Source organism: Streptomyces sp. NPDC059256, assembly GCF_042753785.1.
In the GTDB taxonomy this organism is placed as follows: Bacteria; Actinomycetota; Actinomycetes; order Streptomycetales; family Streptomycetaceae; genus Streptomyces.
Genome location: NZ_JBHYZO010000002.1, coordinates 483576 through 506583, shown reverse-complemented (window position 1 = coordinate 506583; position 23008 = coordinate 483576). Strand labels below are relative to the sequence as shown.

General features: G+C 67.0%; 19 protein-coding genes. 8 read left to right on the top strand and 11 right to left on the bottom strand.

Going from position 1 to position 23008, the window contains the following annotated elements:
• Positions 1 to 8 precede the first annotated feature (8 nt).
• A complete protein-coding gene (locus ACFXJL_RS06720) occupies positions 9 to 3083 on the top strand; it encodes a BTAD domain-containing putative transcriptional regulator (RefSeq protein WP_384689813.1) in 3075 nt (1024 codons plus the stop codon).
• Positions 3084 to 3138: 55 nt separating this feature from the next.
• On the opposite strand, the gene ACFXJL_RS06715 is transcribed toward ACFXJL_RS06720, so the two are convergent.
• Complete coding sequence (locus tag ACFXJL_RS06715; RefSeq protein WP_384689810.1) at positions 3139 to 5043, bottom strand: amidohydrolase; 1905 nt, start codon at positions 5041 to 5043, stop codon at positions 3139 to 3141.
• Positions 5044 to 5269: 226 nt separating this feature from the next.
• Between ACFXJL_RS06715 and ACFXJL_RS06710 the strand changes: the two genes are divergently transcribed.
• Entirely contained in the window at positions 5270 to 6274 is a 1005-nt protein-coding gene (locus ACFXJL_RS06710; protein WP_384689807.1) for a LacI family DNA-binding transcriptional regulator, read from the top strand.
• 205 nt (positions 6275 to 6479) lie between these two features.
• Here ACFXJL_RS06710 and ACFXJL_RS06705 read toward each other — a convergent pair whose 3' ends face one another.
• Complete coding sequence (locus tag ACFXJL_RS06705; RefSeq protein WP_384689804.1) at positions 6480 to 6860, bottom strand: ATP-binding protein; 381 nt, start codon at positions 6858 to 6860, stop codon at positions 6480 to 6482.
• Here ACFXJL_RS06705 and ACFXJL_RS06700 point away from each other — a divergent pair.
• Positions 6855 to 7004 (top strand): hypothetical protein, encoded by a 150-nt coding sequence (locus ACFXJL_RS06700; protein WP_384689801.1) that lies wholly within the window; start codon positions 6855 to 6857, stop codon positions 7002 to 7004. The two genes, ACFXJL_RS06705 and ACFXJL_RS06700, sit on opposite strands and share 6 nt — an antisense overlap.
• 7 nt (positions 7005 to 7011) lie before the next feature.
• Positions 7012 to 7212, top strand: coding sequence for a DUF397 domain-containing protein (locus ACFXJL_RS06695; RefSeq protein ID WP_384689799.1), 201 nt, complete (start codon positions 7012 to 7014; stop codon positions 7210 to 7212).
• A gap of 663 nt (positions 7213 to 7875) precedes the next feature.
• Here the strand turns inward: ACFXJL_RS06695 and ACFXJL_RS06690 are convergent.
• From ACFXJL_RS06690 to ACFXJL_RS06670, 5 genes are all read right to left on the bottom strand, one after another.
• On the bottom strand, positions 7876 to 9132 hold the full coding sequence (locus tag ACFXJL_RS06690; RefSeq protein WP_384689797.1) for a hypothetical protein: 1257 nt from the start codon (positions 9130 to 9132) through the stop codon (positions 7876 to 7878).
• Positions 9129 to 9872 (bottom strand): ATP-binding cassette domain-containing protein, encoded by a 744-nt coding sequence (locus ACFXJL_RS06685; protein ID WP_384689794.1) that lies wholly within the window; start codon positions 9870 to 9872, stop codon positions 9129 to 9131. The genes ACFXJL_RS06690 and ACFXJL_RS06685 overlap by 4 nt, the downstream gene beginning before the upstream one ends.
• Before the next feature lie 121 nt (positions 9873 to 9993).
• Positions 9994 to 10398 carry a hypothetical protein gene (locus ACFXJL_RS06680; RefSeq protein WP_384689791.1) on the bottom strand — a complete coding sequence of 135 codons (405 nt, stop codon included), beginning with the start codon at positions 10396 to 10398 and terminating at the stop codon, positions 9994 to 9996.
• An 833-nt stretch (positions 10399 to 11231) separates the two neighbouring features.
• Entirely contained in the window at positions 11232 to 12596 is a 1365-nt protein-coding gene (locus tag ACFXJL_RS06675) for a VCBS repeat-containing protein (RefSeq protein WP_384689788.1), read from the bottom strand.
• A 189-nt stretch (positions 12597 to 12785) separates the two neighbouring features.
• Positions 12786 to 13673, bottom strand: coding sequence for a glycosyltransferase family 2 protein (locus tag ACFXJL_RS06670; RefSeq protein ID WP_384689785.1), 888 nt, complete (start codon positions 13671 to 13673; stop codon positions 12786 to 12788).
• A 233-nt stretch (positions 13674 to 13906) separates the two neighbouring features.
• Here ACFXJL_RS06670 and ACFXJL_RS06665 point away from each other — a divergent pair, with 233 nt between their 5' ends.
• Entirely contained in the window at positions 13907 to 14575 is a 669-nt protein-coding gene (locus ACFXJL_RS06665) for a YdcF family protein (RefSeq protein WP_384690332.1), read from the top strand.
• A 373-nt stretch (positions 14576 to 14948) separates the two neighbouring features.
• Entirely contained in the window at positions 14949 to 15719 is a 771-nt protein-coding gene (locus ACFXJL_RS06660; RefSeq protein ID WP_384689782.1) for a sporulation protein, read from the top strand.
• A 186-nt stretch (positions 15720 to 15905) separates the two neighbouring features.
• Here ACFXJL_RS06660 and ACFXJL_RS06655 read toward each other — a convergent pair whose 3' ends face one another.
• On the bottom strand, positions 15906 to 16853 hold the full coding sequence (locus ACFXJL_RS06655; protein ID WP_384689780.1) for a helix-turn-helix transcriptional regulator: 948 nt from the start codon (positions 16851 to 16853) through the stop codon (positions 15906 to 15908).
• Positions 16854 to 17044: 191 nt separating this feature from the next.
• Between ACFXJL_RS06655 and ACFXJL_RS06650 the strand changes: the two genes are divergently transcribed.
• Together ACFXJL_RS06650 and ACFXJL_RS06645 are read left to right on the top strand one after the other, a co-directional pair.
• Positions 17045 to 17989 carry an alpha/beta fold hydrolase gene (locus tag ACFXJL_RS06650; RefSeq protein WP_384689777.1) on the top strand — a complete coding sequence of 315 codons (945 nt, stop codon included), beginning with the start codon at positions 17045 to 17047 and terminating at the stop codon, positions 17987 to 17989.
• A gap of 208 nt (positions 17990 to 18197) precedes the next feature.
• Entirely contained in the window at positions 18198 to 19100 is a 903-nt protein-coding gene (locus tag ACFXJL_RS06645) for a hypothetical protein (RefSeq protein WP_384689774.1), read from the top strand.
• Positions 19101 to 19236: 136 nt separating this feature from the next.
• On the opposite strand, the gene ACFXJL_RS06640 is transcribed toward ACFXJL_RS06645, so the two are convergent.
• The 3 genes from ACFXJL_RS06640 to ACFXJL_RS06630 all read right to left on the bottom strand — a co-directional run bounded on the left by ACFXJL_RS06640 (position 19237) and on the right by ACFXJL_RS06630 (position 22691).
• Positions 19237 to 20589: an MFS transporter gene (locus tag ACFXJL_RS06640; RefSeq protein ID WP_384689771.1), complete on the bottom strand. Its 1353-nt coding sequence runs from the start codon at positions 20587 to 20589 to the stop codon at positions 19237 to 19239.
• Between the two features lie 88 nt (positions 20590 to 20677).
• Positions 20678 to 21193, bottom strand: a complete 516-nt coding sequence (locus ACFXJL_RS06635) for a hypothetical protein (RefSeq protein WP_384636465.1) — start codon at positions 21191 to 21193, stop codon at positions 20678 to 20680.
• A gap of 259 nt (positions 21194 to 21452) precedes the next feature.
• Positions 21453 to 22691 carry a hypothetical protein gene (locus tag ACFXJL_RS06630; RefSeq protein ID WP_384689768.1) on the bottom strand — a complete coding sequence of 413 codons (1239 nt, stop codon included), beginning with the start codon at positions 22689 to 22691 and terminating at the stop codon, positions 21453 to 21455.
• Positions 22692 to 23008 lie beyond the last annotated feature (317 nt).

Below are 23008 nucleotides of genomic sequence, written 5' to 3'. Positions count from 1 at the left end.
GTTCCGGCATGCGCTTCTCCGTGCTCGGTCCACTCACCGTCTCCACGACGGCCGGCGATCCGGTCGACATCCCCGAGGCCAAGGTCCGCGCACTGCTGGCGGCCCTGCTCATCCATGCGGGACGGACGGTCTCGACCGATCGACTGGTGGACCATCTGTGGAGCGAGCGGGTGCCCCGCAACCCGGTGGGCGCCCTCCAGACCAAGGTTTCCCGACTGCGCAGCGCCCTCGCACAGGGTGAGCCCGGCGCGGGAAGCCTGGTGGAATCGAGAGCACCGGGATATCTGCTGCGGACGGGCCCGGGCGAGGTGGACTCCCAACGTTTCACCGAGCTGACCGCCGCCGCCTACGCCATCGAGGACCCGCGGACCCGGGCGGACCTGCTGACGGACGCCCTGGCCCTATGGCGGGGTACCCCCTTCGCCGACCTGAGCGACGTCGGGTTCCTCGACGCCGCGGTCAACAATCTGGAGGAGCAGCGGCTCACCGGGTGGGAAGCGCTCGCCGAAGCCCGGTTGGAGCTGGGCGAACACCATGCGCTCGCGGATGAGCTCGGTGAGCTGGCGGTCCGGCACCCCCTGCGGGAGCGGCTGCGCGCCGTACACATCAGGGCGCTCTACCAATCGGGCCGGCAGTCCGAAGCACTGGCCGCCTACGCCGGGGTGCGGAAGTTACTGGCCGATGAGTTGGGCGTGGATCCCGGCCCGGAGCTGGTCGCCCTTCACCAGGCGATCCTCGAACACGATGAGGCACTGGAGACGGCGGCGGTCGCCCGCAGACGGAACGAGAACGCCCTGCCGGCCCCGCTCACGGCTCTCATCGGCAGGGAAGGAGCGGTGCCCGCGATCTGCCAACTACTGCCCGCGCACCGCCTGGTGACCCTCACCGGCCCCGGTGGGGTCGGCAAGACCCGGCTGGCCGAAGCCGTCGCCGGCCAACTCGCCGGCCGCTATCCCGACGGCGTACGGATGGTCGGCCTCGCCGGTTCCCTGGAGGTGGCCGAGCAACTGAGCGCGGCCCTCGGGGTACGTGAGGAGGGTGCGGCAGGGTTGGAGGACGCCTTGCGCCCCCGCCGGATGCTGTTGCTGCTCGACAACTGCGAACACGTCATCGACTCGGCCGCCGACGTCATACGGAGAATCCTGACCGCAGCTCCCGGGCTGACCGTACTGGCCACCAGCAGGGAACCGATCGGACTGGCCGGAGAGGCCGTGTGGACGGTGCCGCCCCTGGCACAGACCGACGCCGAGCGACTGTTCGTCCAACGCGCCACGGCCGCCGCCCCCGGATTCGCCCTGACCGAGCAGGACGCCGATGCCGTTGCGGAGATCTGCCGTCGTCTCGACCGCATCCCCCTCGCGCTGGAACTGGCCGCGACCCGGGTCCGTGCACTGGGCGTTCATGAGCTGTCCGCCCGGCTGGACGACAGGTTCCGGCTGCTGGCCGGTGGCCACCGCGGCACACCCGCGCGCCAACGAACACTGCGCGCGGTGATCGACTGGAGTTGGGAGCTGCTGGGCGACGACGAGCGGACCGTCCTGCGCCGGATGTCCGTCTTCGCCGACGGCTGCACCCTCGAAGCGGCCGAAGCAGTGTGCGGCGATCAACAGGACGTGCTGACCCCGCTGATCCGGCTGGTGGACCGTTCCCTGGTCACGGTGGCGGACGGGCCCCGGTATCGGCTGCCGGAGTCCATCGCCGCGTACGCCCTGGAACGGCTGACGGAGGCAGACGAGTTCGAGGCGGTCGGACAACGCCACCACTGCGTCTACGCCGAACTGGTCGAGCAGGCCGCGCCCCGGCTCCACAGCGCGGAACAGCGGCGCTGGCTGTCGAGCCTCGACCGGGAGAGCGCCAATCTGCGCACCGCACTGGAGTGGGCCGTGCGTCGGAAGGACACGGCCGGAGCAGCGCGCATCTCCCTCGCCTCGACCTGGTACTGGTTTCTGCGCGGCCGGCTGAGCGAGGCCGTCCGTTCGCTCGATGAGACGCTGCGGATCACCGGGAGAGGCCAGGACGACGTACGGTCGCGTGTCGCCCTGTGGCACGCGGGCTTCGCCCTGCTGGCCGGAGGGGTCGACAGCGAACGGGCACCCCTGCCAGCGGCGAGCGCCGACGGCGGGGCCCGGGCCGTGTGGTTCCTCGGCTATGCCTCCCTCACCGCGGGGGAGGACCTGGCGCGCAGCGAGGTGTTGGTGGACCGTGCGCTGACCGAGTTGGTTCCGTCCGACGACCGTTGGGGCATCGCCGCGGCGCTCAGCACGCAGGCCACCCATGCGCTGCTGAGGGGTGATCTCACCGCGTCCCGGAGCAGCGCGACGAAAGCCCACGTGATCTTCGAGGAGTACGCAGACGCCTGGGGGCGGCTCCAGACCGCGTACCCACTGGCGGCGCTGGCTGCGATCAGTGGTGACTACGCCAGGGCCGCGCAGTTGCATGAACAGGGGCTGCGTCTGGCCGAGGAGTTGGAGTTCTGGCCGGAGGCCGCGGACCGGCTCACCGGGCTCGGTCGGGTGGCCCTGCTGATGGGGGACTTCCCCCGCGCGGCCGAACTCCACCGCGAGGCCATGGCCCTGGCCGCGGAACACGGCTACGCGGCCGGTGAGATCCACGGCGAGATCGGCCTTGCCCTCGGGGCCCGCAGGGCGGGCGACTTCGAACTCGCCGAGACGCATCTTCGCCGGACACTCGCCTGGCATCGCGAAGTCGAGTTCGGGCCCGGCCCCGCGCTCCTCCTCGCCGAACTCGGCTTCCTCGCGGAGCAGCGCGGCGATGCTCCCTCGGCCCTGTCCCTCCACACCCAGGGACTTGCCGTCGCCCGCGACAGCGGCGACCCGCGGGCCGTCGCCCTCGCGTGGGAGGGCCTCGCGGGCGCCCGTGCGCTCGGCGGCGAGCCTGCGGAGGCGGCCCGGCTGCTGGGCATGGCGGCCAGCGCACGCGCACACACCGGCGCTCCGCTGCCCGAGGCGGAGCGCGGTGATGTGGACCGCATCACCGCCCGGGTCATCGCGGCGTTGGGTCAGGAGGCGTTCGCTGCGGAGTTCTCCCTCGCGTCCCGTGGGGAGAACCCCGCGACGCGTTGACGGCGAGCGCGCATCGACGGCCGGGGAACCGGTCCCCGGCCGTCGGCGGGACCGATCAGGCCCGGGCACTCCGGTCCGAACCGCACCCGCACGCCTTGTGCCGGTCGCCGTGGACCTGCTGCAAGGACGCCGGCCGGGCCGCTGCCCCCACCGCCTGGGACGCGCGCAGCGCCTTGCCGGCGGCGGAGTCGGCCTCGTACACGGGCTTGCCGTTGACCAGCGTCAACCGCACCTGCGTCGTGCCGATCTCCCGTACCGGGACCCGGGTCACATCGCGGTCCAGGATCACCAGGTCCGCAGCGCGACCGCGGGTCAGCGAGCCCGTGATCCCCTCCAGACGCAGCTGATGGGCCGAACCTGCGGTGTGCATCCGCAGCGACGACGTCCGGCTCAGCGCCTCGCGCTCGGGGTAGAGGGCCCCGTCGGTGCCGTCGTGGCCCTGCCGGTCGATGGCGGTACGGATCTGGTTCCAGCTCCCCAGCGGGTCCACCGGCCAGTCGGAACCCCCGGAGAGGAACGCGCCGTTGCGTTCCAGACTGCGTGCGGGGTAGAGCAGCCGGTGGCGGTCCTTGCCGATGTACGGCAGCAGGGCGTCCAGGGTCCAGGCGTTGCGGGTCGCCCACTGCAACTGCATGCAGGCCACGACACCGAGGCGCGCGAAACGCTTGTAGTCGTCGGGGTGGACGAGTTGGAGGTGGGTGACGGTGTGCCGGTTGCCGCGGCGGCCATTCGCCCGCATCGCCGCCTCATAGCCGTCCAGTGCCGTCCGTACGGCACGGTCGCCGATGGCGTGCGCGTGGAGCTGCCACCCGGCGCGGTCGAGCACGGTGGCCAGCCGTCCGAACTCGGCCGATGTGGAGTACAGGTCGCCGCGGTTCCCGGTGGGCTTCCCCTGCTCGTCGAGGTAGGGGGCGAGCAGGGCGGCCGTCTGCGCCGGGTACTCGATCACCCCGTCGAGGAACGCCTTGACGGTGCCGAAGTACAGCCGGTTCACCCCGCCGTACTTCTTGCGCAGGTCCTTGACGTACTTCAGGGCCGCGGCCGGGTCCTTGGCCTGGTCGGCGCTGAGCCGCAGCGCGGGCACGACCCGCTGCGGGAGCCTTCGTGATGCGGCGAGAGCGGCGTACGTCTTCAGCTCCCAGTCGCCGACGACCGCGTCCATGAAGGTGGTGATGCCCTGCGATGCGGCGTACGCCAGGGTCGTGGCGCAGGCGTTCAGCAACTGCTCTTCGGTCGCCTCGGGGATGTGCCGTCGCACCAGCCCTTGGGCCTCGTCCTTGAGCAGCCCGGTCGGGGAGCCGTCGGGTCCGTGGACGATCTGGCCGCCCGCCGGGTCCGGGGTGCTCGCGGTGACGCCCGCGATCGCGAGCGCACGCCGGTTGGCCCAGGTGTTGTGACCGTCGTTGCCGATGAGTGCGATGGGGCGACGGGTGGGAAGGGCGTCCAGGATGCTCAGGCTCGGCACGGTACCGGTGGGCAGCAGTCCGATCGGGTTCCAGTCCTCCACGACGAGCCAGCCGTCCGGCTCCTTGGAGGCGCTGTCGGCGAGGAAGCCCTTCAGGATCTCCTGGAGCTGCGGGACGGTCACCTCCTGGTGGTGGAGGCTCGGATTCAGCGATCTGGCGCCCGCCTCCAACGGGTGGGCGTGGCCGTCGACGATTCCGTTCATCACCGTGCCGCCGGAGGCGTTGATCACCTCGGTGTCCCGGCCGACGAGCTTGCGGATCACTCCGGAGGGACCGGTGGCGATGACCTTGCCGTCCCGGCCCACCGCGATGGCCTCGGCGGTCCTGGTGGTGTTCCCGCCGGTCAGGACCTTGGCGTTGTGAACGACGTACGCCGCCGAGTGCCGCTTGGGCCAGGACACGGCGGACGCGGTGGTCGCGGGGGCCAGGGCCGCGGCGGCGCCCAGACCTCCGGCGGACACCAGCAGACGGCGACGGGAAAGCTCGGGGCTCATCACTCCTCCAAGTGCTCGGCTGCACCGCATCCTTCGTGGTTAACCCCGTAACCACCATCGCTCCCCCACGGCGAATATCGGCCATATCCGCCCCTGTCACGACGAATTCCGCAGCGCGCCGCGCTGAGCTCGGGCTTCCTCCGCATCCGTACCCGGACCGTGCACAGCGCTCGGACCGTCCGGTGCGCACATTCCGGACCGCTGGCCGGTTCCGTACCCTGAGCGCGTGTCCCGCGTGACGATCGCCGATGTCGCCCGTGCCGCCGAGGTCTCCACCGCTACGGTGTCGAACGCCCTCAACGGCACCGGCCGACTCACCGCGTCCACACGCGCCCGGGTGCGTGCCGTCGCCGCCTCCCTCGGGTACGGCGGCCCCACCGCCTCCCGCACCCTCGCGCTCACCGTCACCACCTACGGCCCCCGGCGCTGGGACTTCGCGGACGTCCCCTTCTTCGCCCAGGCCATCGCGGCGGCAACCGCCGCCGCCCACAAGCGCGGCTACGCCCTCACCGCACTTCCCTCGGCGCCCGACGACTCGATGTGGTCGACGCTGCCGGTGGCGGGGGTCCTGGTGCTGGACAGCCCCGGCGACGACCCGGTCGTACGGATCCTGAGATCGCGTTGCCTACCGCTCGCCTTCGACGGACACCCCACCGAGCCGCGCACGGGAGAGGTGTACGTGGACAACGACCACCGGGCCACCACCCACGAGGTCCTCGACCACTTCGCGGCCCAGGGCTCCGACCGCGTCGCACTGATCGCGGGAGTCGCCGACGACCACTACACGCGCACCTGTGTGGCGGCCTACCGGGAGTGGTGTGCGGGACGCGGAATCCCACCGCGCGTCCTCCCGATGGCCGTGGGCGACGAGGACGGCCACACGTACGACGCCGTCCTGTCGAGCGCCGACCGCCCGAACGCGATCTACGGGCTCTATGACCCGTGCGGACGGCGGGTCCTGGCATCGGCCGCGCGCTGCAGACTCTCCGTCCCCGCCGATCTGCTGCTGGTCTGCGCCAGCGAGGACCCGTCCTACGCCACCGGCACCCCGACCGCGCCCGCGGTCTCGACGGTCTCCCTCGATCCGCGTCGCACGGCCAGCACGGCGGTGACGGCACTCATCGACCTCATCGAACACCCACAACAGGAACCGGCCTCGGTGACCGTCCCCGCGCGGCTGCACATCCGCGCCTCCTCACTCGGGGAACGGGCCTCTGCCAACAGGACATAGGGGCGTACGTTCACGGTGTCCTCGCCCCGCAGCGGCGCCTGATGCGCCGGAACCCGCGGCAGCGGCGGGGCACCCCGGACGAATCCCGTCGGCCCCGAAGGCGGTACAGGCATCGCCTCCGTACGCGGTCGTATCCGACCCAGTGCGAGGAGCCCCACGGGCGCGGTCACCAGCGCCCATAGGACCAGCGGCACGGTGAACGACATCAGACCGCCTCCGACCCTCGCGTCAACACGACGAACCAGACGGTCTTGCCCGTGGCCCGGGGACCACCGAGGGGGATCACACCCCAGGCATCGGAACACGCGTCGATGAGGGTCAACCCCCGCCCGTGCTCGGCATCCGCCCGCGGATCGGCGGGCACGGGCAGCACACCGGGGCGATCGTCGTGGACCCGGACGAGCACGGACGCCTCAATGATCAGACCGTCCACGCGAATCACAGAACTGGTGGTGTGCCGATGGGCATTGGCGACCGCCTCGGAGTCACCGTCCGGGTGATCCCGTTCACCTGTGAGGACTGAATCGAAGCCACACAACCCGTCCTGTACGCCGAAGGCGTTGTAGCGCAACTCGACTGGGTGCAAGCTGACAGCGCCTTCGGGACTCACTTCCTCGGGTCCGAAGCCGAACTCAGGAGGTACAGGACGCTGCTCAACACGGCTCGAAGCATCGCACTTGCGCCCGACGAGTCACAGCAGCTCATCCACCACATCGCACGCGAATTGTGAGGACAGCATGAGCGAGCCAGCACAGTGGCAGAAGTCGACCTTCTCCGGCGCGAACGACCCCAACTGCGTGGAGATAGCAAGCCAGGACAACACCATCCTCATCCGCGAGAGCGACAGCCCGACCGCGGTCATCACCACCGACCGCGCCAAACTCGCCGCCTTCATCCAAGGCGTCAAAGCGGGCGAGTTCGACCATTTCCTCGACTGACGGTGATCACGGGCAGCGGCTTGGCTTCACCGGAAGTCGCTGCCCCCCATCTGTAGGGCGACCCTGGACGGCTCTCGGCGAAAGACTGTGAGAGCAGCCCCTACAGCGAGGGTAAGTCCAGCAAGCGCCAGGGCAAGCAGTGAGTCGCCTGGGTGCAACTGCCACGCCCATGGTTCTGGTCGTCCACCTGGCGCCCAGCCGGACGCCGCGCAGACCAGGGGAATGACAGGAAGGGCGGCGGCACCGATGAGGTGGCCCATCAATGGTTGAAGTATCAGAGCCAGCCCGATACATCCGGCTACGTTCCGCCCCACGACCATGGTCGTGTCACCGGTGCCCGCGGCCGAGAACAGCGCCGATGTGAACAGGCACAGAAGCGACACGGCCACCGCAAGCCCTGTATCCCACTGCCGTACGGAACGCGCTCCAACGCCTTCCGTAAAGGAGTCACCGCGTCCTGTCCCGAACAGCAGCAACGCTGCGGGGATCACACCGATGAAATGAGCCACAAGAAAGCGTCCAGCTCCGCTGGTTGCGATGGGCACGGGGATCTCCGTGTCCCCGATGAGTAAGCCGATCACGATGGTTGACGCCGTGCCTGCTACCAGGACGGGCGCGGCGCGCACCCTGAGCCACCAGATCATGTACTGCCTTCCGTGAAGTTCAACCGACACGGGGCGCCGCAGTACCGCAGTGCCGCATCGCCTCAGTCGTACGTTCGAACCAGGACACCTGGGCAGCACGAGGTTGCTTCAGCAGCCGTTGGGCGAATGCCGCCTCCTGTTCCCCGAATCTGCCAGCAACTGAATCGACGGGCGCGCCGGCAATGGCGTAGAGCCAGGCTGCCATGGGACCGATGGAGTCGCCCGCCGGGTAGGGCCTACCCTTGAGCGCGCAATCGGGCACCGGCGGCAGCATGCCAGATGCGACACCCGCCGGAATGTCCTGAACACGCGGGTCAGTGGGAATTCCCAGCGTGGACTCATCGGAGGCCGGGCGATGGGCCATGGTGAGCGTGCCCGCGATGCGGATTCCCGCCGCCTCGAACCTGGCCACTGCACTCTGTGTTTCGCGATGGACCATGGCCTTGTCACTGACCTCGGGCCACAGGCACACGGTGGGCCGTTCCCCGTCGCAGAGCAGGTCGCTGGTCTGACGCGCCTGCAAGGGTTCGGCGCCGAGGTCCCGGGCGAGATATCCCGCGATGCCGAATCCGCCGAGTGTGAGAACCAATGCGACGGCCAGGGACGCCATGCTGCCTCTACGCCAGATCAGCACAAATGCCGCGAGGCATACGGCAGTCATGAACACCACGGGACTCGACAAGGCCCTTGTGTCCAGTGCGGTATCGGCCGAGCAGCAGTTGTCGAGACCGCCCCCAACGAGGTGCCGCAACCAGTAGATGCTCCACGACGAGGGATAAGCATTGACGAAGAAGCTACTGATCAGGGCCAGCGGCGCAGCCAAGACTGCGGGCATGACCCGGCCGACGACACAGCCGACGACTGTGTTCGTAATCAGCACCCCCGTCACCACCGACAGGATCCCGAGGCTCGGAAGCCCCAGGCCGACATCAGCGGCGTCCGCGGAGAGGAGGAGGGCCAACGCCATGCCGACTAGCCCCATGACAACCACCGGAATCAGTACCGGGATGGTGATGGCCAGTGGCCCGCGTACCGGCGCCTGGTCGAAGGCCCTGCCCCGACTCAGTCGGGCGCCTTCCCAGGCTGCGGAAGCCGCACAGGCAGCGGCGACGAAGGGGAGCGCAAGGGTTGCGTTTCCCGTCACCGAGGGCCAGTAGTGAGCCGTGACCCACGGTGTGAGATCAGGGCCGATGACGACAAGAACGAAACCGGCCAGGAGCGGCAGGAGAACGGACGCCGAGGAGGAACGGAGAGTGGTACGAAGCAGCATGCTCATGCCTCCCCGTCGACCAGTCGCGCATAGGCCATTTCCGCTCGCCCCTGTTGGGAACCGAGATCCTGGGCGAGGGAGTGAAACTCCTCCGTGGGCCCCTGAAAACGGACAACTCCCCGGTCGAGGACAACCACCTCCTGGTAGAGATCGGCGAGATCCTCCGTCTGGTGTGTGGACACGACCACCTGCACGGAGTCGCCGAGTTCCTCTAACAGCGAGCGGAACATCCGCCTCTGCTGCGGATCGAGTCCGGCAGTCGGCTCATCCATGAGAATGACTTCGCTGCGGTGAGTGAGGGCACCAGCGATGCCCATGCGACGTAATTGCCCACCTGACACCTGGTGACTTCTACGGGTGGCCAGATCGGCAAGACCGACTCGCTCGACCGCCTGCTGAGAAGCATCCCAAGCAGCTTTGCGCGACATGCCCTTCAACCAGCCTCCGTACGCGACCTGTTCACGTACGGTCAGCCCGGGGACAGGCGTGATCTGCTGCGGGATCCAGGCCACCGCGGTCCGGTACTCGACCCGATCCCTCCGGCCCGACGCATCCAGATCCCGCCAAGTCACCGAGCCCGAATTCGGCCGCAGATGAGAAGCGGCGAGGGCCATCAATGTCGACTTCCCGGCCCCGTTCGGACCAAGCAGTACGGTCGAGTGGTTTGCGATGCTCAAGTTGAGACCATGGAACACCTCGGCCCTGGGGCCATAGCGGAAGACGAGATTTCGAAAAGCCAGAGCCATGAGGTAACACCATCCGACGCCCTCTGTTCGAGGACGGGTTGTCGTTGGTCGATCGGCGCGAAGGGGTGTCCCGGCACGCTGACGCGCCGGGACACCTAGAGTACGTAACGGGAACTCAGTCTCAGTACTCGGTCTTCACCGTCGTGACGTTGAGAAGCGTTCCGCTGCTGATTCCCCAGAGTTCGAAGTAGTAGCTTCCTGCAGAGACATCGCCCCAGAAGACACGGTTACACGTGTTGACCTGATTACCCCTGTCCTCGTCAGGGCCCGTCACGGACTTCCAGAGCTTGAGCGTCGCCGAATTGAACACATTGTCGGTGCTGCAACCCGTGAAGCGTACAGAAGTACCGACCGCGTCAGTGTTCCCGTCCGACCATGTACGGGAGGTGTTGTACAGGTTCCAGTTCGATATGTAGGAAGTCCACGACCCCTCCGCAAGAGCGGGAGTCGCGGTTAAACCGGCGAAGCTCAGCATTACCGCACCGACCACCAGGCCGCGAGTTCTCCGAGCATTCTTCGTTTGCATACCCGTCCATTCCGTTGTGCGACGCCCTACTGGGTTTCACGCGCGCAGACCGGGAAAGGCGCGCACACCTCGCCCGGCAGCAACTCGAACCGTCGCTGATTTATGATCGCAATATGAAGTTAGCGAGATCTTCACCATCGCAACAGACACCCCCGGAAACACGTCCAAATATGCCCACTTGACTTGCCCATGCCATAGCCCCTAGTGAACTTCTGAACCAACCAGCCCAGCCTCGCCGCACTTCCCTCAAGACCTTCCGCCTTCGATTCGCCATTAACTGGACAAAGCGACGCGCACCGCACACGCCAAAGTGACCGACCTTCACCAGGGCGTCACTCCTTGAGATGTTTGATCACTCGACACATCGGTTCGCATTAGCGAATCCATGGTCACGATACGGGCTTCGACATGACAGCCAGCGCCCCTGTCTGAACAAAGTCGAACCCTCGCGTTCTCCGGTGACGGAGGTCGCCAACAGGCAGCGTGGCGCGATATCAACCTGCTCGCAGTGATAAGGGCCCTGGAGCGCCGAACCTCAGCTCTGCACCGATAGCCGGACAGTCATCGGCAATGCCAATGTGACGCTCAAGAAGCAGTTCTGACCGGCCTCTCCTGACGAGTGCCCATGGGGGACAAAAGGGTGTCGCAGTGGGATGCCGAGTTCAAAACTGGTAAATCCCACAACGTGGGACCGCAGCCGCGCTCACGACTCCCCGCTCTGATCACCCTTTGAAGCGGACAGTCTCCATGACGCGGCAACGTTGCAACGCGGCCCCACGTGCTCCGTACAGCGCGGGGCGCTTCTACCGAGCACGCCGGTTGGGCCCGACGCGCTACTGAAGGCTTCCGTCAATCAACTCCGGGGCGACCTCGGTGATCCCTTGGGTGGAGATCCCGCTCTTGCCACCCAGCATCAGGAGCGAGGAGCTCGTGGAGCGTGCGAGGAGGTCCGCGTGGCCGTCACCGTTCAGGTCGCGCAGTCGAACCGACACACCGAGCTCGTCGTCCTCCCTGGCGGATCCGGGAACCCCCGCCGTGGAACGGGTGATGAACTGCGATCCGGTGCCCGACAATCCGACCTTGCCACCCCGAAGGACATGGAGAGCTCCGGCGAACGAACGGCCGCCAACGGTTTCGCCATAGGCACCGAACGCAAGGTCGGAATGGCCGTCACGGTCGATGTCTCCCGCAGAGAGGGAGGTGCCGAACCGATCCATTCGTCCTGGTGTGCCGGTGATGCCCGACGTCGACTGGGTGATGCGAGTCGCGGTACCGGGGCCGCTGGAGCCGCCCCTCCACACGGTGACCGAACCGGAGTTGTTCGCGTCCCACGGATTGCCCACGGCGATGTCACCGTAGCCGTCCTTGTTGAAGTCAGCGATCACTCCGTTGAGGCTGACGTTGTTGTCGGCTCCGAGCCGCTGGGACTTTCCAGGGGTGATCTTCGTGCCTCCCTTGAGGAACCATGCTTCGCTCACGCGCACCTTGGGATCCGACGAGAATCCCAGTACGACCAGGTCAGTGGCCTTGTCCTTGGTGACCGCGCCCGCGATAAGCCCGGTGTCCCACAGTGTGGGATGGTCCGGACTCGTCACCTTCTCGCTGATCGCTTGCCGGGTGAACGTGCCCTGGTAGATGTGGGTCCTGCTCCGTCCGATCACGGCGAGTTCCGGCCTGCCGTCACCGTTGAAGTCACCGGCGGCCAGGGATACCCCGAATGTGGCGAAGGGCGCCACAGCCACCTTGTTGGGGACGGCCGTACCACCGTCGAGGCCGTTCTTGGAACCCCACAGGATGGTCACGGCGCCTTGGTTCTGGTTCTGGCCGACGTCCTCGGAAGGAGCTGAGACGGCGAGGTCGCCGTAGCCGTCACCGTTGAAGTCAGCAGCGGCACTCCGCTTGCCGAACTCGTCATCCGTCTCGCCAGTGCCGGGGACACCGGGGCTGGACTGGCTGATCACCTGGGTCTTGGTACCGGCCCCCTTTGCGGTGCCGAAGATGACCTTCACCGCACCACCGCGCGGGCTGTTCGTGCCTTGGAACGCGGCGAAGTCGCGGTAGCCGTCGCCGTTGAAGTCATCGGGATACTTGGCCGGCTTGGTCGCGGCACTCGCCGCTCCCGCAGTGACGGCCAGCAATCCACCCGTCAGGGCGACGGAAACGGCGGTGGCGAGGGTGAGCCGAAGGTGTCTGTGCATGAACGGCTGAAGTCTCCTGTGCGGTGCGGGACCCAACGGGCCCCGAGGCTTTCGAACGAGAGAGCACACGTTGCGATGAAGCCAAGACCCATCAACCGGGCGAATGGTTGTACGGGCCTCGTACACCGGGAGGTCGGACTTCAGCACGAGCGCGAACGCGCACCAGCAGTGCAGCGCGCTCGCAGACGATCAGAGCACCGGTGGGCGTCCCAGGCGGGTCATGCGCCACACCGTCCGCCATCGCATCGGGCGGCGCGGCGGACAGGGAGTGCGGACCCCCTCGAAGAATCCGGCCCACCACGAGGCGAGACCGGCCAGGGGTGGTCTGCGGGCCAGGGTGTAGAGCGCCCACGACGTGAGGTACACCGGGATCAGCACGGCCGGCAGATGGCGTTTGGCCAGCCACACTCGGTTCCGGCCCGTGTTCCGGTAGTAGGCACCGTGGCGGGAGGGTTCGGTACGGGGGTGACGCAAGAGCAGATCCGCCCGGTAGTGGATCTCCCAATCCGCGTCCAGCGCCCGCCAGGCGAAGTCGGTTTCCTCATGTGCGTAGAAGAACGGCCCCGGGAACTCGCCGACCTCATCGATCACGCTCATCCGAATGGCGTGCCCGCCTCCGAGGAACGTCGTGACCTCACCTGAACGGGTCGGATCGGACGAGCCCAAGCGGGGAACGTGCCTGCGTTGCGTCAGACCGTCCTCGTCCACGATCCGGAAGCTCACCACTCCAAGGCGCGGGTTCTCGATGAAGAACCCCCGGATCAGCTCGAAGGTGTCGGTCCGAGGAAGAAGGCCGTCGTCGTCCAGGACCACCACGACATCGATACCGCCGTGTTCCCGAAGCCACCGAACCCCGGCGTTCCGGCCGGCGGGAATCCCCACGTTCTCCGGGAGCTCCACGCCCGTCACAGCGGCCGGAAGCTCGGGAAGCCCCGCTCCCTGGCCGAGCACCACGACCTTGGCGAGCTCTCCGTCCTGAGCCGAAACCGACTCCAGCAGGGCCAGGAGATCAGGGTTGCGATCCCCCATCGTCAGTACCACCACGCCCAATGTGACGCCCATTGCACCTGATCTCATCGAGGGATTGATCGATCCATTCACTCAACAGGCACGAGTGCGACTTGGACACCGCTCATGGCCACATCCTGCTCTCCGATGCAGCCACCCGGGATGATGGACACCTCGTCCTCAACCAGGCCGCCACGGTGGCCGCGCAGTACGGACTTGTGCACCGGCTGCGCAGTACCGAAGGCATCAAAGCCATGGGTCAGGGCCCGACCTGCCCTGGCAGCGGGGCCAAGGAGAAGCGCGTGAGCAACGACCAGCAGGGCATCACCTTGGAGCAGAGGCGCCAGGCCAAACTGATCTGGAACTACCACCAGATGCAGCACGAGCTGCGGCCCGTCGACGTGGCGATCGGGCTGGGTAGCCACGATCTCGGCGTCGCAGCCCATGCCTCCGAGCTGTACCACTCCGGGCTCTTCCCGACCCTGCTCTTCACCGGCGGCAACAGCCCCACCACCGTCAAGGTCTTCCCGCGTGGTGAGGCCGTCCACTTCCGCGAGCACGCCATCGACCTCGGCGTCCCCGCCGGTGCGATCCTGCTGAAACCGAACGCCGGCAACACCGGGCAGAACATCACCCTCTCGCGTGAAGTCCTCGTCGCCGCAGGCATCGCTCCGACGTCGGTGCTACTGGTCTCCAAGCCCTACATGGAAAGGCGGTCGTTCGCGACCGCCCGCAAGCTGTGGCCCGACGTCGAGATCCTCTGCACGTCGGAGCCGCTGGGATTCGACGACTATCTGAAGTCCATCGGCGACGAGAAACTCGTCCTGGACATGCTCGTCGGCGACCTCCAGCGAGTCATCGAGTATCCAAAGCTCGGATTCGCCATCGAGCAGGAAGTGCCGGAGGACGCGCATGCAGCGTACGAGTCCCTCATCCGCGACGGCTTCACCAGCCGCCTCATCAACCCCTGACCTCCCCGAGCCGGGCGGGTGGTCTGCCATCCACCAGCGGAACTTCCTGCCCCAGCTGACCACGCTGGCCAAGCTGGCCGGCGGGCCTGGAGTGCAACCCCAACGGGCAGTGGGCATGGCAGCCGGCCCCGATCGCGGCCCCACGCCTCCCTCTTCCTGGCTCCGGGGAGAGACAGGAAGGGACGTGGGTCCACAGCGTGACGTGTCAACTTCGCCGCAGTGGATTCGACTTGGCATGCGACTCCGACAGTCGAGCAAAGCCGTGCTCCACGTGATGAGTTGGAGCAAGACGGCTGATCCGGCCGATAATGGGCGCCGGGGTGCGCTCATAGAGCGCAGATTCAGCCAACGGTGTTCTGGGGAGGGCCCGTAGATGGTTTTCAAGAGGCTGTTCGGAAAGAGCGGCGCAACGGCGGAGGTCGAGACGGAGATCGCTCCCGGCCCTAGCTATCCGGGCGGTCCGCTCAAGGGGGAAGTGTGCGTACGCTCGGTGGAGGGAGTCTTCAAGGTCGACTACGTCAGCCTTGAACTGGGGGTTCAGGCGGATGAGCCGTCCGGGGAGCACACCTACAGATACCTGGGGCGAATATCTTCCGGAATCAGTTGGGTGACGCTTCAAAAGGGAGAAGAACAGCGCAAGTCCTTTGAAGAACGTCTGAAGTGGGAAACACCGCTGACCGAGATCTCCGGTCAGACGGTCGGCGTGGTGCTCGGTGTGCGCACCGGGCTTGAGGAGGAGGGCGGAGAGCCAGAGCAGCGGGACTATGACCTGGTCCACGTGGCCGCACTCCCCCTGCACGAAGTGATCTTCAACGCCCTTGCCGGAGCCGGCTACTCCTGGGAGTCGTCCCAGGTGAAGGAGGAGCGGGTACCGGATACGGAGTCGCACCTCTACTGCCACCAGGTCTTCGTCCTGCGCGACCAACTGAGCACCGCAGACCGTCCGGCGACGTTGGAGTTGACGTTCGTCACCAACGCCGTCGGCTGCGAGATCTATCTGCGGCCCGGCGCTCCCGATCAGTTCTACTGGCGTGACAAGCCCACGGCCCATCGCTATATCGCCGCCCACCACGACGTGGGCAAGGTCGACTTCGCGTTTGAGGCCCGTAGGTGGGTCGATGAAGTGACGCAGGCGGCACGCTGACACGATTCCACCCGGGCCCGCTGACGCCTGAGGGCGCTGGTGGGAACCGTGTCGGCACCCGCAAAGGGCAGGCGCCCCCGGAACGCATTGCGACGACCGCTCTCCGCGAGGGCGCCTCCACGATCCGCGCTCTGACACCACGGCACGGTTTTAGCCGTATCGCTCGACGAGCGACGCGGGACGGGCTCAGCCGTATCGCTCGACGAGCGCGGTGCCGATCGAGGCCAGGTGGTCCCGCACACCCGGAGGGCCAGTCACCTCGATCCATTCGACCAACCCGGCGAGCTCACCGGCGAGCGCGTACTCGTTGTAGCCGCGGATCACGACCTCGATGCGGCCGTCCGCCGTGGAACCCCCCACCTGGAGCCGACCGCCGAGCACCATCCGGAGCTTGCCCACCCCATGGGGCACGCACAGCGCCTGGAGTTCGAGGGGCGTTCGCCTGCGGTCAATCTCGTCGGCGATCTCGCGCCAGCTCTCGGCGAGGTCGAAGTCCTCGGGTCGGTGTACGGGATCGTCGGTCGGGTCGACGGACGACACGCGGTCGATCCGGAAGGTCCGCCGGCCGGACTCGGTGTGGGAGACGAGGTACCACGACGGACCTTTGGCGACGATGCCCAGCGGGTGGACGGTTCGCTGGGTTTCGGCTCCTTCGCGATCGACGTAACCAATCCGCACCTGGACACCGCGGATCACCGCGTCCTGGAGTTCGTCGAGGAAGCGGGGTGGTGGGACTTCGATCCGATCCGCCCCCCATCGTTGTGGGTCCTTGACCAACGACGACGCCGCTGCCTCGGCCTGCATGCGGAAGGGCTCCGGCAGGGCCTGGACGAGCTTGCGCAGAGCTGCTTTCACGGCTGGCGTCGCAGCCGATGCCGGGCCGGCGACCAGGAACAGGGCGCGGGCCTCACTCGCGGTCAGCCCGGACAGGTCGGTGCGGGCGCCGCCCACGAGGCGCCAGCCGCCGCCCCGGCCCTGCATGGAGTACACGGGCACCCCGGCCATGGCCAGGGCGTCGAGGTCGCGGCGGGCGGTGCGCTCGGAGATCTCCAATTCCTGGGCGACCTCCGCTGCTGTCACCTGCTCGCGCCGTTGCAGCAGGAGGAGGATGGCCACCAGCCGGTCGGTTCGCATACCAACAACATTTCACATAAAACCGGTCATGGGTTGACCGGTTTCAGTCGGCAGGATGGCGACATAGCCTCACCGGCGAGTCCCACTGCCCCCAACCGCATCGGCCCTCGGTCCGTCAGCGGTACGGCGGCGCTGTCTTCGGGAATTTTCGTCGGCTGAGTCTGATCAAGCCGAAAGAAAGAGGAAATGCGATGTTCGATCCAGCCGATTTCCCCAAGGCCACCCTCATTCCAGTCAACGGTGTGGAACTTGAGGTATTTGAAGCAGGTCGACAGAATGCGGGAAAACCCATTGTGCTCTGTCACGGCTGGCCGGAGCACGCCTTTTCCTGGCGCTATCAGGTGCCCGCCCTCGTTGCTGCGGGCTACCACGTCATCGTCCCGAACCAGCGGGGTTATGGCAATTCATCCCGTCCGGCCGAAGTGACGGAGTACGACATCGAACACCTGTCGGGTGATCTCGTCGCCCTTCTCGATCACTACGGGTACGAGGATGCCACCTTCGTCGGTCATGACTGGGGTGCCATGGTCGTCTGGGGACTGACCCTGCTGCATCCGGACCGTGTGAACAGAGTGATCAACCTGAGCCTGCCGTACCAGGAGCGTGGAGAGCAGCCCTGGATCGAGTTCATGGAACTCGTGCTGGGCGGCGACTTCTACTTCGTCCACTTCAATCGGCAGCCAGGCGTCGCGGACGCCGTGTTCGACGAGAACACCTTCCAGTTCCTTCGCAACATGTACCGGAAGAACGAGCCCCTCAGGGAGCCTCAGCCGGGTATGGCGCTGATCGATCTCGCCAGGGCGGAAACACCACTCGGCGATCCCGTCATGAGCGATCGCGAACTGGCTGTCTTTGTCTCCGCCTTCGAATCGACGGGGTTCACGGGCAGCGTGAATTGGTACAGGAACCTTGACCGCAACTGGCGCTTGCTGGCGGACGTTGACCCGATCATCCAGCAGCCCACGCTCATGATCTACGGAGACCGGGATCTGGTCCAGAGGTCTGAAAAGCTGGCAGAGTTCGTGCCCAATGTGGAAGTGGCCAATCTGGATTGCGGTCATTGGATCCAGCAGGAAAAGCCGGAAGAGACGAACCAGCTGATCACCAAATGGTTGGAACAACAGGATGCCAACTAGTATTTGGTGAACAGGTTGGTGTCGTCTGACCTCCCGAACGGGCCAGGGGTATTTCCCCCGGCCCGTTCTTGCCGTTGGGCCGGGCGCGTCGTCAACTGATGTGCAGTGGGCGCGCATCCGAACCACTGCTTCCGGACCAGGGCGGGGATGGGCTCTCACTGTGGGCTCTCACATCCGTCTGTCAGAGGCTGCTGGCAGCATCGCCGGTATGAACATCACCCGCACCACGCCTCCGCGGCCGTTCGACGTCACCGAGCTCTTTCCGCAGCTAGCCCCGCTCGCGCGCCCGGCGACCCGGTTGCACCCGCGCTCCGGGGCGCCCTCGCCCCACGACAGTTCGATCGGCGGGCCGCTTCTGTGGCCCGCCAGGCAGCGTTGGCCGGACTGCGACAAGTGGCATGAAGGGCCCGTCAGCCCGTTGGTGCCCGTGGCCCAGCTGTACACGCGCGACGTACCCCTGTTGAGACCGCCCCACCGGCCGGGCGGACATCACGATGTGCTCCAGGTGCTGTGGTGCCCCTTCGAGCACCCGCCCGAGCACAAGCCTCCGACCCAGTTGTTCTGGCGAACCGCCGCGGAAGTCACCGACATCCTGGTCACACCGCCCAAGCCGTCCGAGACGGAGTACGACGGCTACCTACCGGAGCCTTGTGTGCTCGCGCCCGAGCAGATCGTCGAGTACCCCGCTTTCCTGGATCTGGACGAGGAGTTGCAGCAGCGTCTGAGCGACTGGAGCAACTGGCAGGCGGGCGGCGTCGCGGTGGACGATACCTATGAGATCGCCCCGCAGGAGTTCTACATGGACGAGCTGTCCACCGCCCCCGGCTGGAAGGTCGGTGGCTGGCCCCCGTGGGGCCTCACCGATCCCATCGCCCGGTTCTGCATCGCCTGTGGCGCCGCGATGAGCCCACTACTGACGATCGCATCGGACGAATGGAACAGCGGACAGGAGGGTTGGATCCCGTACGAGGACCAAGGCCACGCCTCGCTCGACGACAACAGCGCGGCCAACCCGCCCGGGGTCCAGGTCGCGGATGCCAACCATCTCCAGCTCTATGTCTGTTCGGCCGACCTCGGCCCGGGTCATCCGCACACCGACCTGGTCCAGTGACCCATCGCTGAAGTCCTGCGGTCATCCGTACGCCACGTACGCCGCCGTGCACCGCGGTACGGGTGAGATGCGCCCCAACACAGCACCGCGCAGGCCCGACCCTCGTACGAGGCGGTGGGCCGGGGCAGCGGTCGGTCTACCTGCTGGGTACGTCATCGTGGGCGGGCTCGGCTGCCGCCGGGGCCTTGGCCGCTCCCGACGCCTTGGACGCGGGCACGGTGAGCAGGGCCGCGAGCGGGGCCAGTACCAGGATCAGGAAGCCGCCCGAGAGGGCCAGCAGGTCATAGCCGCCGCCCGCGAACACCAGGCCGGAGGCCATGCCCCCGGTGGCGGCGGCGACGGCGAGTCCCACGTCCACGGTGCCTTGGGTCGCGGCGCGGGTCGCCGGCGGAAGGGCGTCGGTGACCAGGGCCGTACCGCTGACGAAGCCCATGCTCCAGCCGAGCCCCAACAGGATCAGCGCCACTGACATGGCCACCATGGAGTGACCGGGGGCCAGGGCGGCCACCAGGGCCGCGGCGAACATGATCATGGTGCCGAGCGCGGCTGTGAAGGGGCGGCCGATGCGGTCGGCGAGGATGCCCGAGATCGGCGACGACAGATACATCGCACCCAGATGGAGGCCGATGACCGTGCCCGCGGTCTGGGTGCTGTGACCGTGGTCCGACATATGAATCGGCGTCATCGTCATGATCGCGATCATCACGATCTGGCTGAGGACCATCACCGTCACACCCGTGACCAGGATGCGGCGCTCCGCCGACGAGATGGTGGCGCGGGGAGCCGGCACATCCGCCTCTGCGGGATCTGCCAGCCGCTCGGCCTCCGCTTCGGCCGCAAGGGCTCGGGAGACCAGGAGCGGATCGGGCCGCAGGAAGATCCAGACGAACAACGCCGCGGAGCCGAAGGCGAGGGCGGCGAGCAGGAAGGGGCCCGACAGCCGAGGCAGTCCCCAGTCGTCGGCGAGGTCGCCCGTCACCCCGACGAGATTGGGGCCGGCGATGGTGCCGGCCGCCAGGGCGAACAGGACGATGCTGACCGCGCGGGCCCGCCTCTCGGGCGATGCGAGGTCGGCACCGGTGTAGCGGACGAGCATGATCGTCGCCGTGCCTATGCCGTACACCAGCAGGCCGACGCAGAGCAGCAGGATGCTGTCCAGCGCGGTGGCGAGGACCACCCCCAGGCTGCCGATCGTCCCTGCGACATAGCCCACGGTGAGACCGGGCCTCCTGCCCCAGCGTTGGCAGGCTCGCCCGACCGCGACCGCTCCGACGGCCGCGCCGGCCGTGAACAGGGCACTGGGGATGCCGGCGAGCCCGGTGGAGCCGAACATCTCCTCGGCGAGCAGGGCTCCGATGGTGATTCCGGCGGCGAGCCCCGCCCCACTGAGGATCTGGGAGATCACCAGGACGGTGAGGATCCGGCGTTGGGCGGGATGTTCCGTGGGGCCCGTCGGCTCATGCCCGTCGGCGCTGGTCGGGGACGTCATTACTCGCTCCTCGCGTTCCCCCGGCGCTTGCGGTGGCCCCGGGGGCTTGGGGTGGCCCCGGGGCACGGGGGAGGGCAGCGCTTGCGCGCTACGCCGCCGACGCTGCGGGCTCCAGGGCCGAGATCTCCTCCAACGACATCTCCATGCGCTGGTGAAGGAAGCGGACGATCGTCCAGTGTGGCAGCGCACCCTCGTCGAAGGGGCCGAATTCCTTGCAGTACAGCGGAATCCAGCGCAGCGCCTCCTCGATGGACTGCTCGCGGCCGGGCTCCTGTGCGTAGTCCTCGTAGCCGATGCTGCGGTGGTGGATGAAGAACCGGCCGGGCAGCTTCTCCTCGCACAGCTCCACGTATTCACGCGTCTGGAGGATGAGATAGTGCCAGATCTCGTCGATGTGCTGCTCAACGGGCAGGAAGAGACCGCTGAGTTCCGTCCGGTAGCGAGAAATCAGATAGAGGTAACGCATACATTCGATCACTTGGCGTTCGACCACTTCGGTCGTACCGCCGGTGTCCTTCACGAAGTACTCGATGACTTCGGCGTGCAGAGTGTCGCCGAGGAGGTTCGTGAGGTCGGATTCGGTGACCAGTTGCGTTGTCTGCATGACTCTCCAGAGAGGGTATTCGGCGTTCGGCCGTGAGCACGATGACCGTGTGTCCGGCGTCGCTCGCTGGTGTTGCTCGTGCAGGGGCCCGGTGGGTGCACGGCCTGCCGTTGGAATGGGGCCGACAGTTGGTGTGAAGAGGGCCCGCGGGAAATCCGGATTCCGGCTCTCGATACCGGTTCCTGACTCCGGGGAAGTGCTCCGAAGGTGGGAGGCAAGAGTCAGGGGTTTCGAGAGCCGGATCGGAAACTTGGGGGAGCTAGGAATCCATCTTGAGCCAGGCGTACTTTCCTGATATCCCAATCGGAATGTGCGTGCGGTGTTCGGTGCCGCAATGGAATCCGGTGAGTTCGCCGATGAACTTCTCCAGACCCGCGCTCTCCGAGGGTTCGAGGGGGACCCCGTCGAAGGTGGTGTACAGCAGTCGGAAGCTCCCGTTGCCCTCGTCGCGCAGTTGGTAGAGGAAGACCTCCGGGGCCGCGGTGGCGACGGCGTCGTCGAGGTCGCCCTGGGAGACCAACCCGTTCGGCGTGGGCAGGAGCTCCTTCTCCCGGCCGCAGAAGCGGGTGACCTTCGTGGGGTCGGTGGAGCCGTCGATGGTGCGGACGCAGTCCCCGGAGCGGTAGCGGATGAGCGGCATGTGGGGGCTGCGCAGGCTGGTCACGATGAGGCTGTGGATGTGGCTGCCCGGCGCGACGGGGACCAACTCCAGGCTCATCCGATCGAGATGGGGGTGATAGCGGCCCGTGTGGTCGCTGTAGTACAGGTAGCCCAACTCGGTGCTGCCGAAGAGGTCGACGACCGGACAGTCCATGTGGTCTTCGAGATAGGCACGGACGTTGGCCGGCGTGTACTCGTAGGCCGTGATCACGCTGGCGGGCTGCGGGAAGGTGTCCCACAGGCCCCATTCGCGGGCCTTGCGAATGAGATGTGCCAGGTGGTAGCCGGAGCAGTCGAGGTGATAGCGCCCCAGTGGATGGGCCTGCTGTTCGGTGCGGATCTCGGCGATCATCCGCTCCACGTCCTCGCGGAGCCAGAGTTCGGGATCGAGCCGAAGGTTCAGATAGACGGTCCGCTCGTCGAGTCGCCGGTCGTCGAGGGCCGTCACGTCCTCGGGGACCGTTCCCCGCTTCTTGGCGTTGACGCGGGCCACGTGTTCCGTGGCGAGGAGCGTGGTGATCGAGACGCGGCGGCACCCTTCTTCCCAGGTGTCCGCGATGTCGGGGTGTTCGCTCCAGAGCCGGTAGTACGTCTTCAGCAGGAAGTAGGGCGGCCGAATGATCTGCATGCGGGCGTGGTTGGTGCCGGTGGAGAGGACGAACTCCGCCTCTCCCTCCTCCAGCGCCTTGGCCAACCGTGGAGTCATCCAGTTGTCCGGGAAGCCGTCGGCTATCTCCGGCTTCTCCAGGATGGGGAAGAATCCCTGCTCAATCGACTTTCGATAGATGGGAATGTCCCGTATCTCATCGATGATGTCGGAGCTCGGCTGACCGTCCACGTCTAACCTCAATCGGCTCTAAAAAGGCTCAACACTAGGGGGATATGGCTCACTCGGGATGTCGGGGAACTCTCGGGGAGCTCGATGAACTCGGCCCGCTCCAGCACTCGGTACGTTCCGCGCAAGGGTTCTGCGGCGAAGCTTCCGGTTGACTGGTCGAGAGCTCGGAGAAATCGACGGGCAATGCCTGGTTACGTAAATATTTCGGGGTGGGGGGGGGGGGGGGCCCAAGAAATACCCCCCCCCCCCCCCCCAACCCAACGGAAACCGTATGTAAAAAAAACCCGCCAGGGGGGCGCCCGGGGACCACACCCCAA

Bases quoted from the DNA above. Each gene is read 5' to 3' on its own strand.
- ACFXJL_RS06655 (WP_384689780.1), bottom strand. From the start codon at position 16,853: ATGCGAACCGACCGGCTGGTGGCCATCCTCCTCCTGCTGCAACGGCGC.
- ACFXJL_RS06685 (WP_384689794.1), bottom strand. From the start codon at position 9,872: ATGGCTCTGGCTTTTCGAAATCTCGTCTTCCGCTATGGCCCCAGGGCC.
- ACFXJL_RS06675 (WP_384689788.1), bottom strand. From the start codon at position 12,596: ATGCACAGACACCTTCGGCTCACCCTCGCCACCGCCGTTTCCGTCGCC.
- ACFXJL_RS06670 (WP_384689785.1), bottom strand. From the start codon at position 13,673: ATGAGATCAGGTGCAATGGGCGTCACATTGGGCGTGGTGGTACTGACG.
- ACFXJL_RS06660 (WP_384689782.1), top strand. From the start codon at position 14,949: ATGGTTTTCAAGAGGCTGTTCGGAAAGAGCGGCGCAACGGCGGAGGTC.
- ACFXJL_RS06645 (WP_384689774.1), top strand. From the start codon at position 18,198: ATGAACATCACCCGCACCACGCCTCCGCGGCCGTTCGACGTCACCGAG.
- ACFXJL_RS06635 (WP_384636465.1), bottom strand. From the start codon at position 21,193: ATGCAGACAACGCAACTGGTCACCGAATCCGACCTCACGAACCTCCTC.
- ACFXJL_RS06695 (WP_384689799.1), top strand. From the start codon at position 7,012: ATGAGCGAGCCAGCACAGTGGCAGAAGTCGACCTTCTCCGGCGCGAAC.
- ACFXJL_RS06680 (WP_384689791.1), bottom strand. From the start codon at position 10,398: ATGCAAACGAAGAATGCTCGGAGAACTCGCGGCCTGGTGGTCGGTGCG.
- ACFXJL_RS06720 (WP_384689813.1), top strand. From the start codon at position 9: ATGCGCTTCTCCGTGCTCGGTCCACTCACCGTCTCCACGACGGCCGGC.
- ACFXJL_RS06715 (WP_384689810.1), bottom strand. From the start codon at position 5,043: ATGAGCCCCGAGCTTTCCCGTCGCCGTCTGCTGGTGTCCGCCGGAGGT.
- ACFXJL_RS06650 (WP_384689777.1), top strand. From the start codon at position 17,045: ATGTTCGATCCAGCCGATTTCCCCAAGGCCACCCTCATTCCAGTCAAC.
- ACFXJL_RS06640 (WP_384689771.1), bottom strand. From the start codon at position 20,589: ATGACGTCCCCGACCAGCGCCGACGGGCATGAGCCGACGGGCCCCACG.
- ACFXJL_RS06690 (WP_384689797.1), bottom strand. From the start codon at position 9,132: ATGAGCATGCTGCTTCGTACCACTCTCCGTTCCTCCTCGGCGTCCGTT.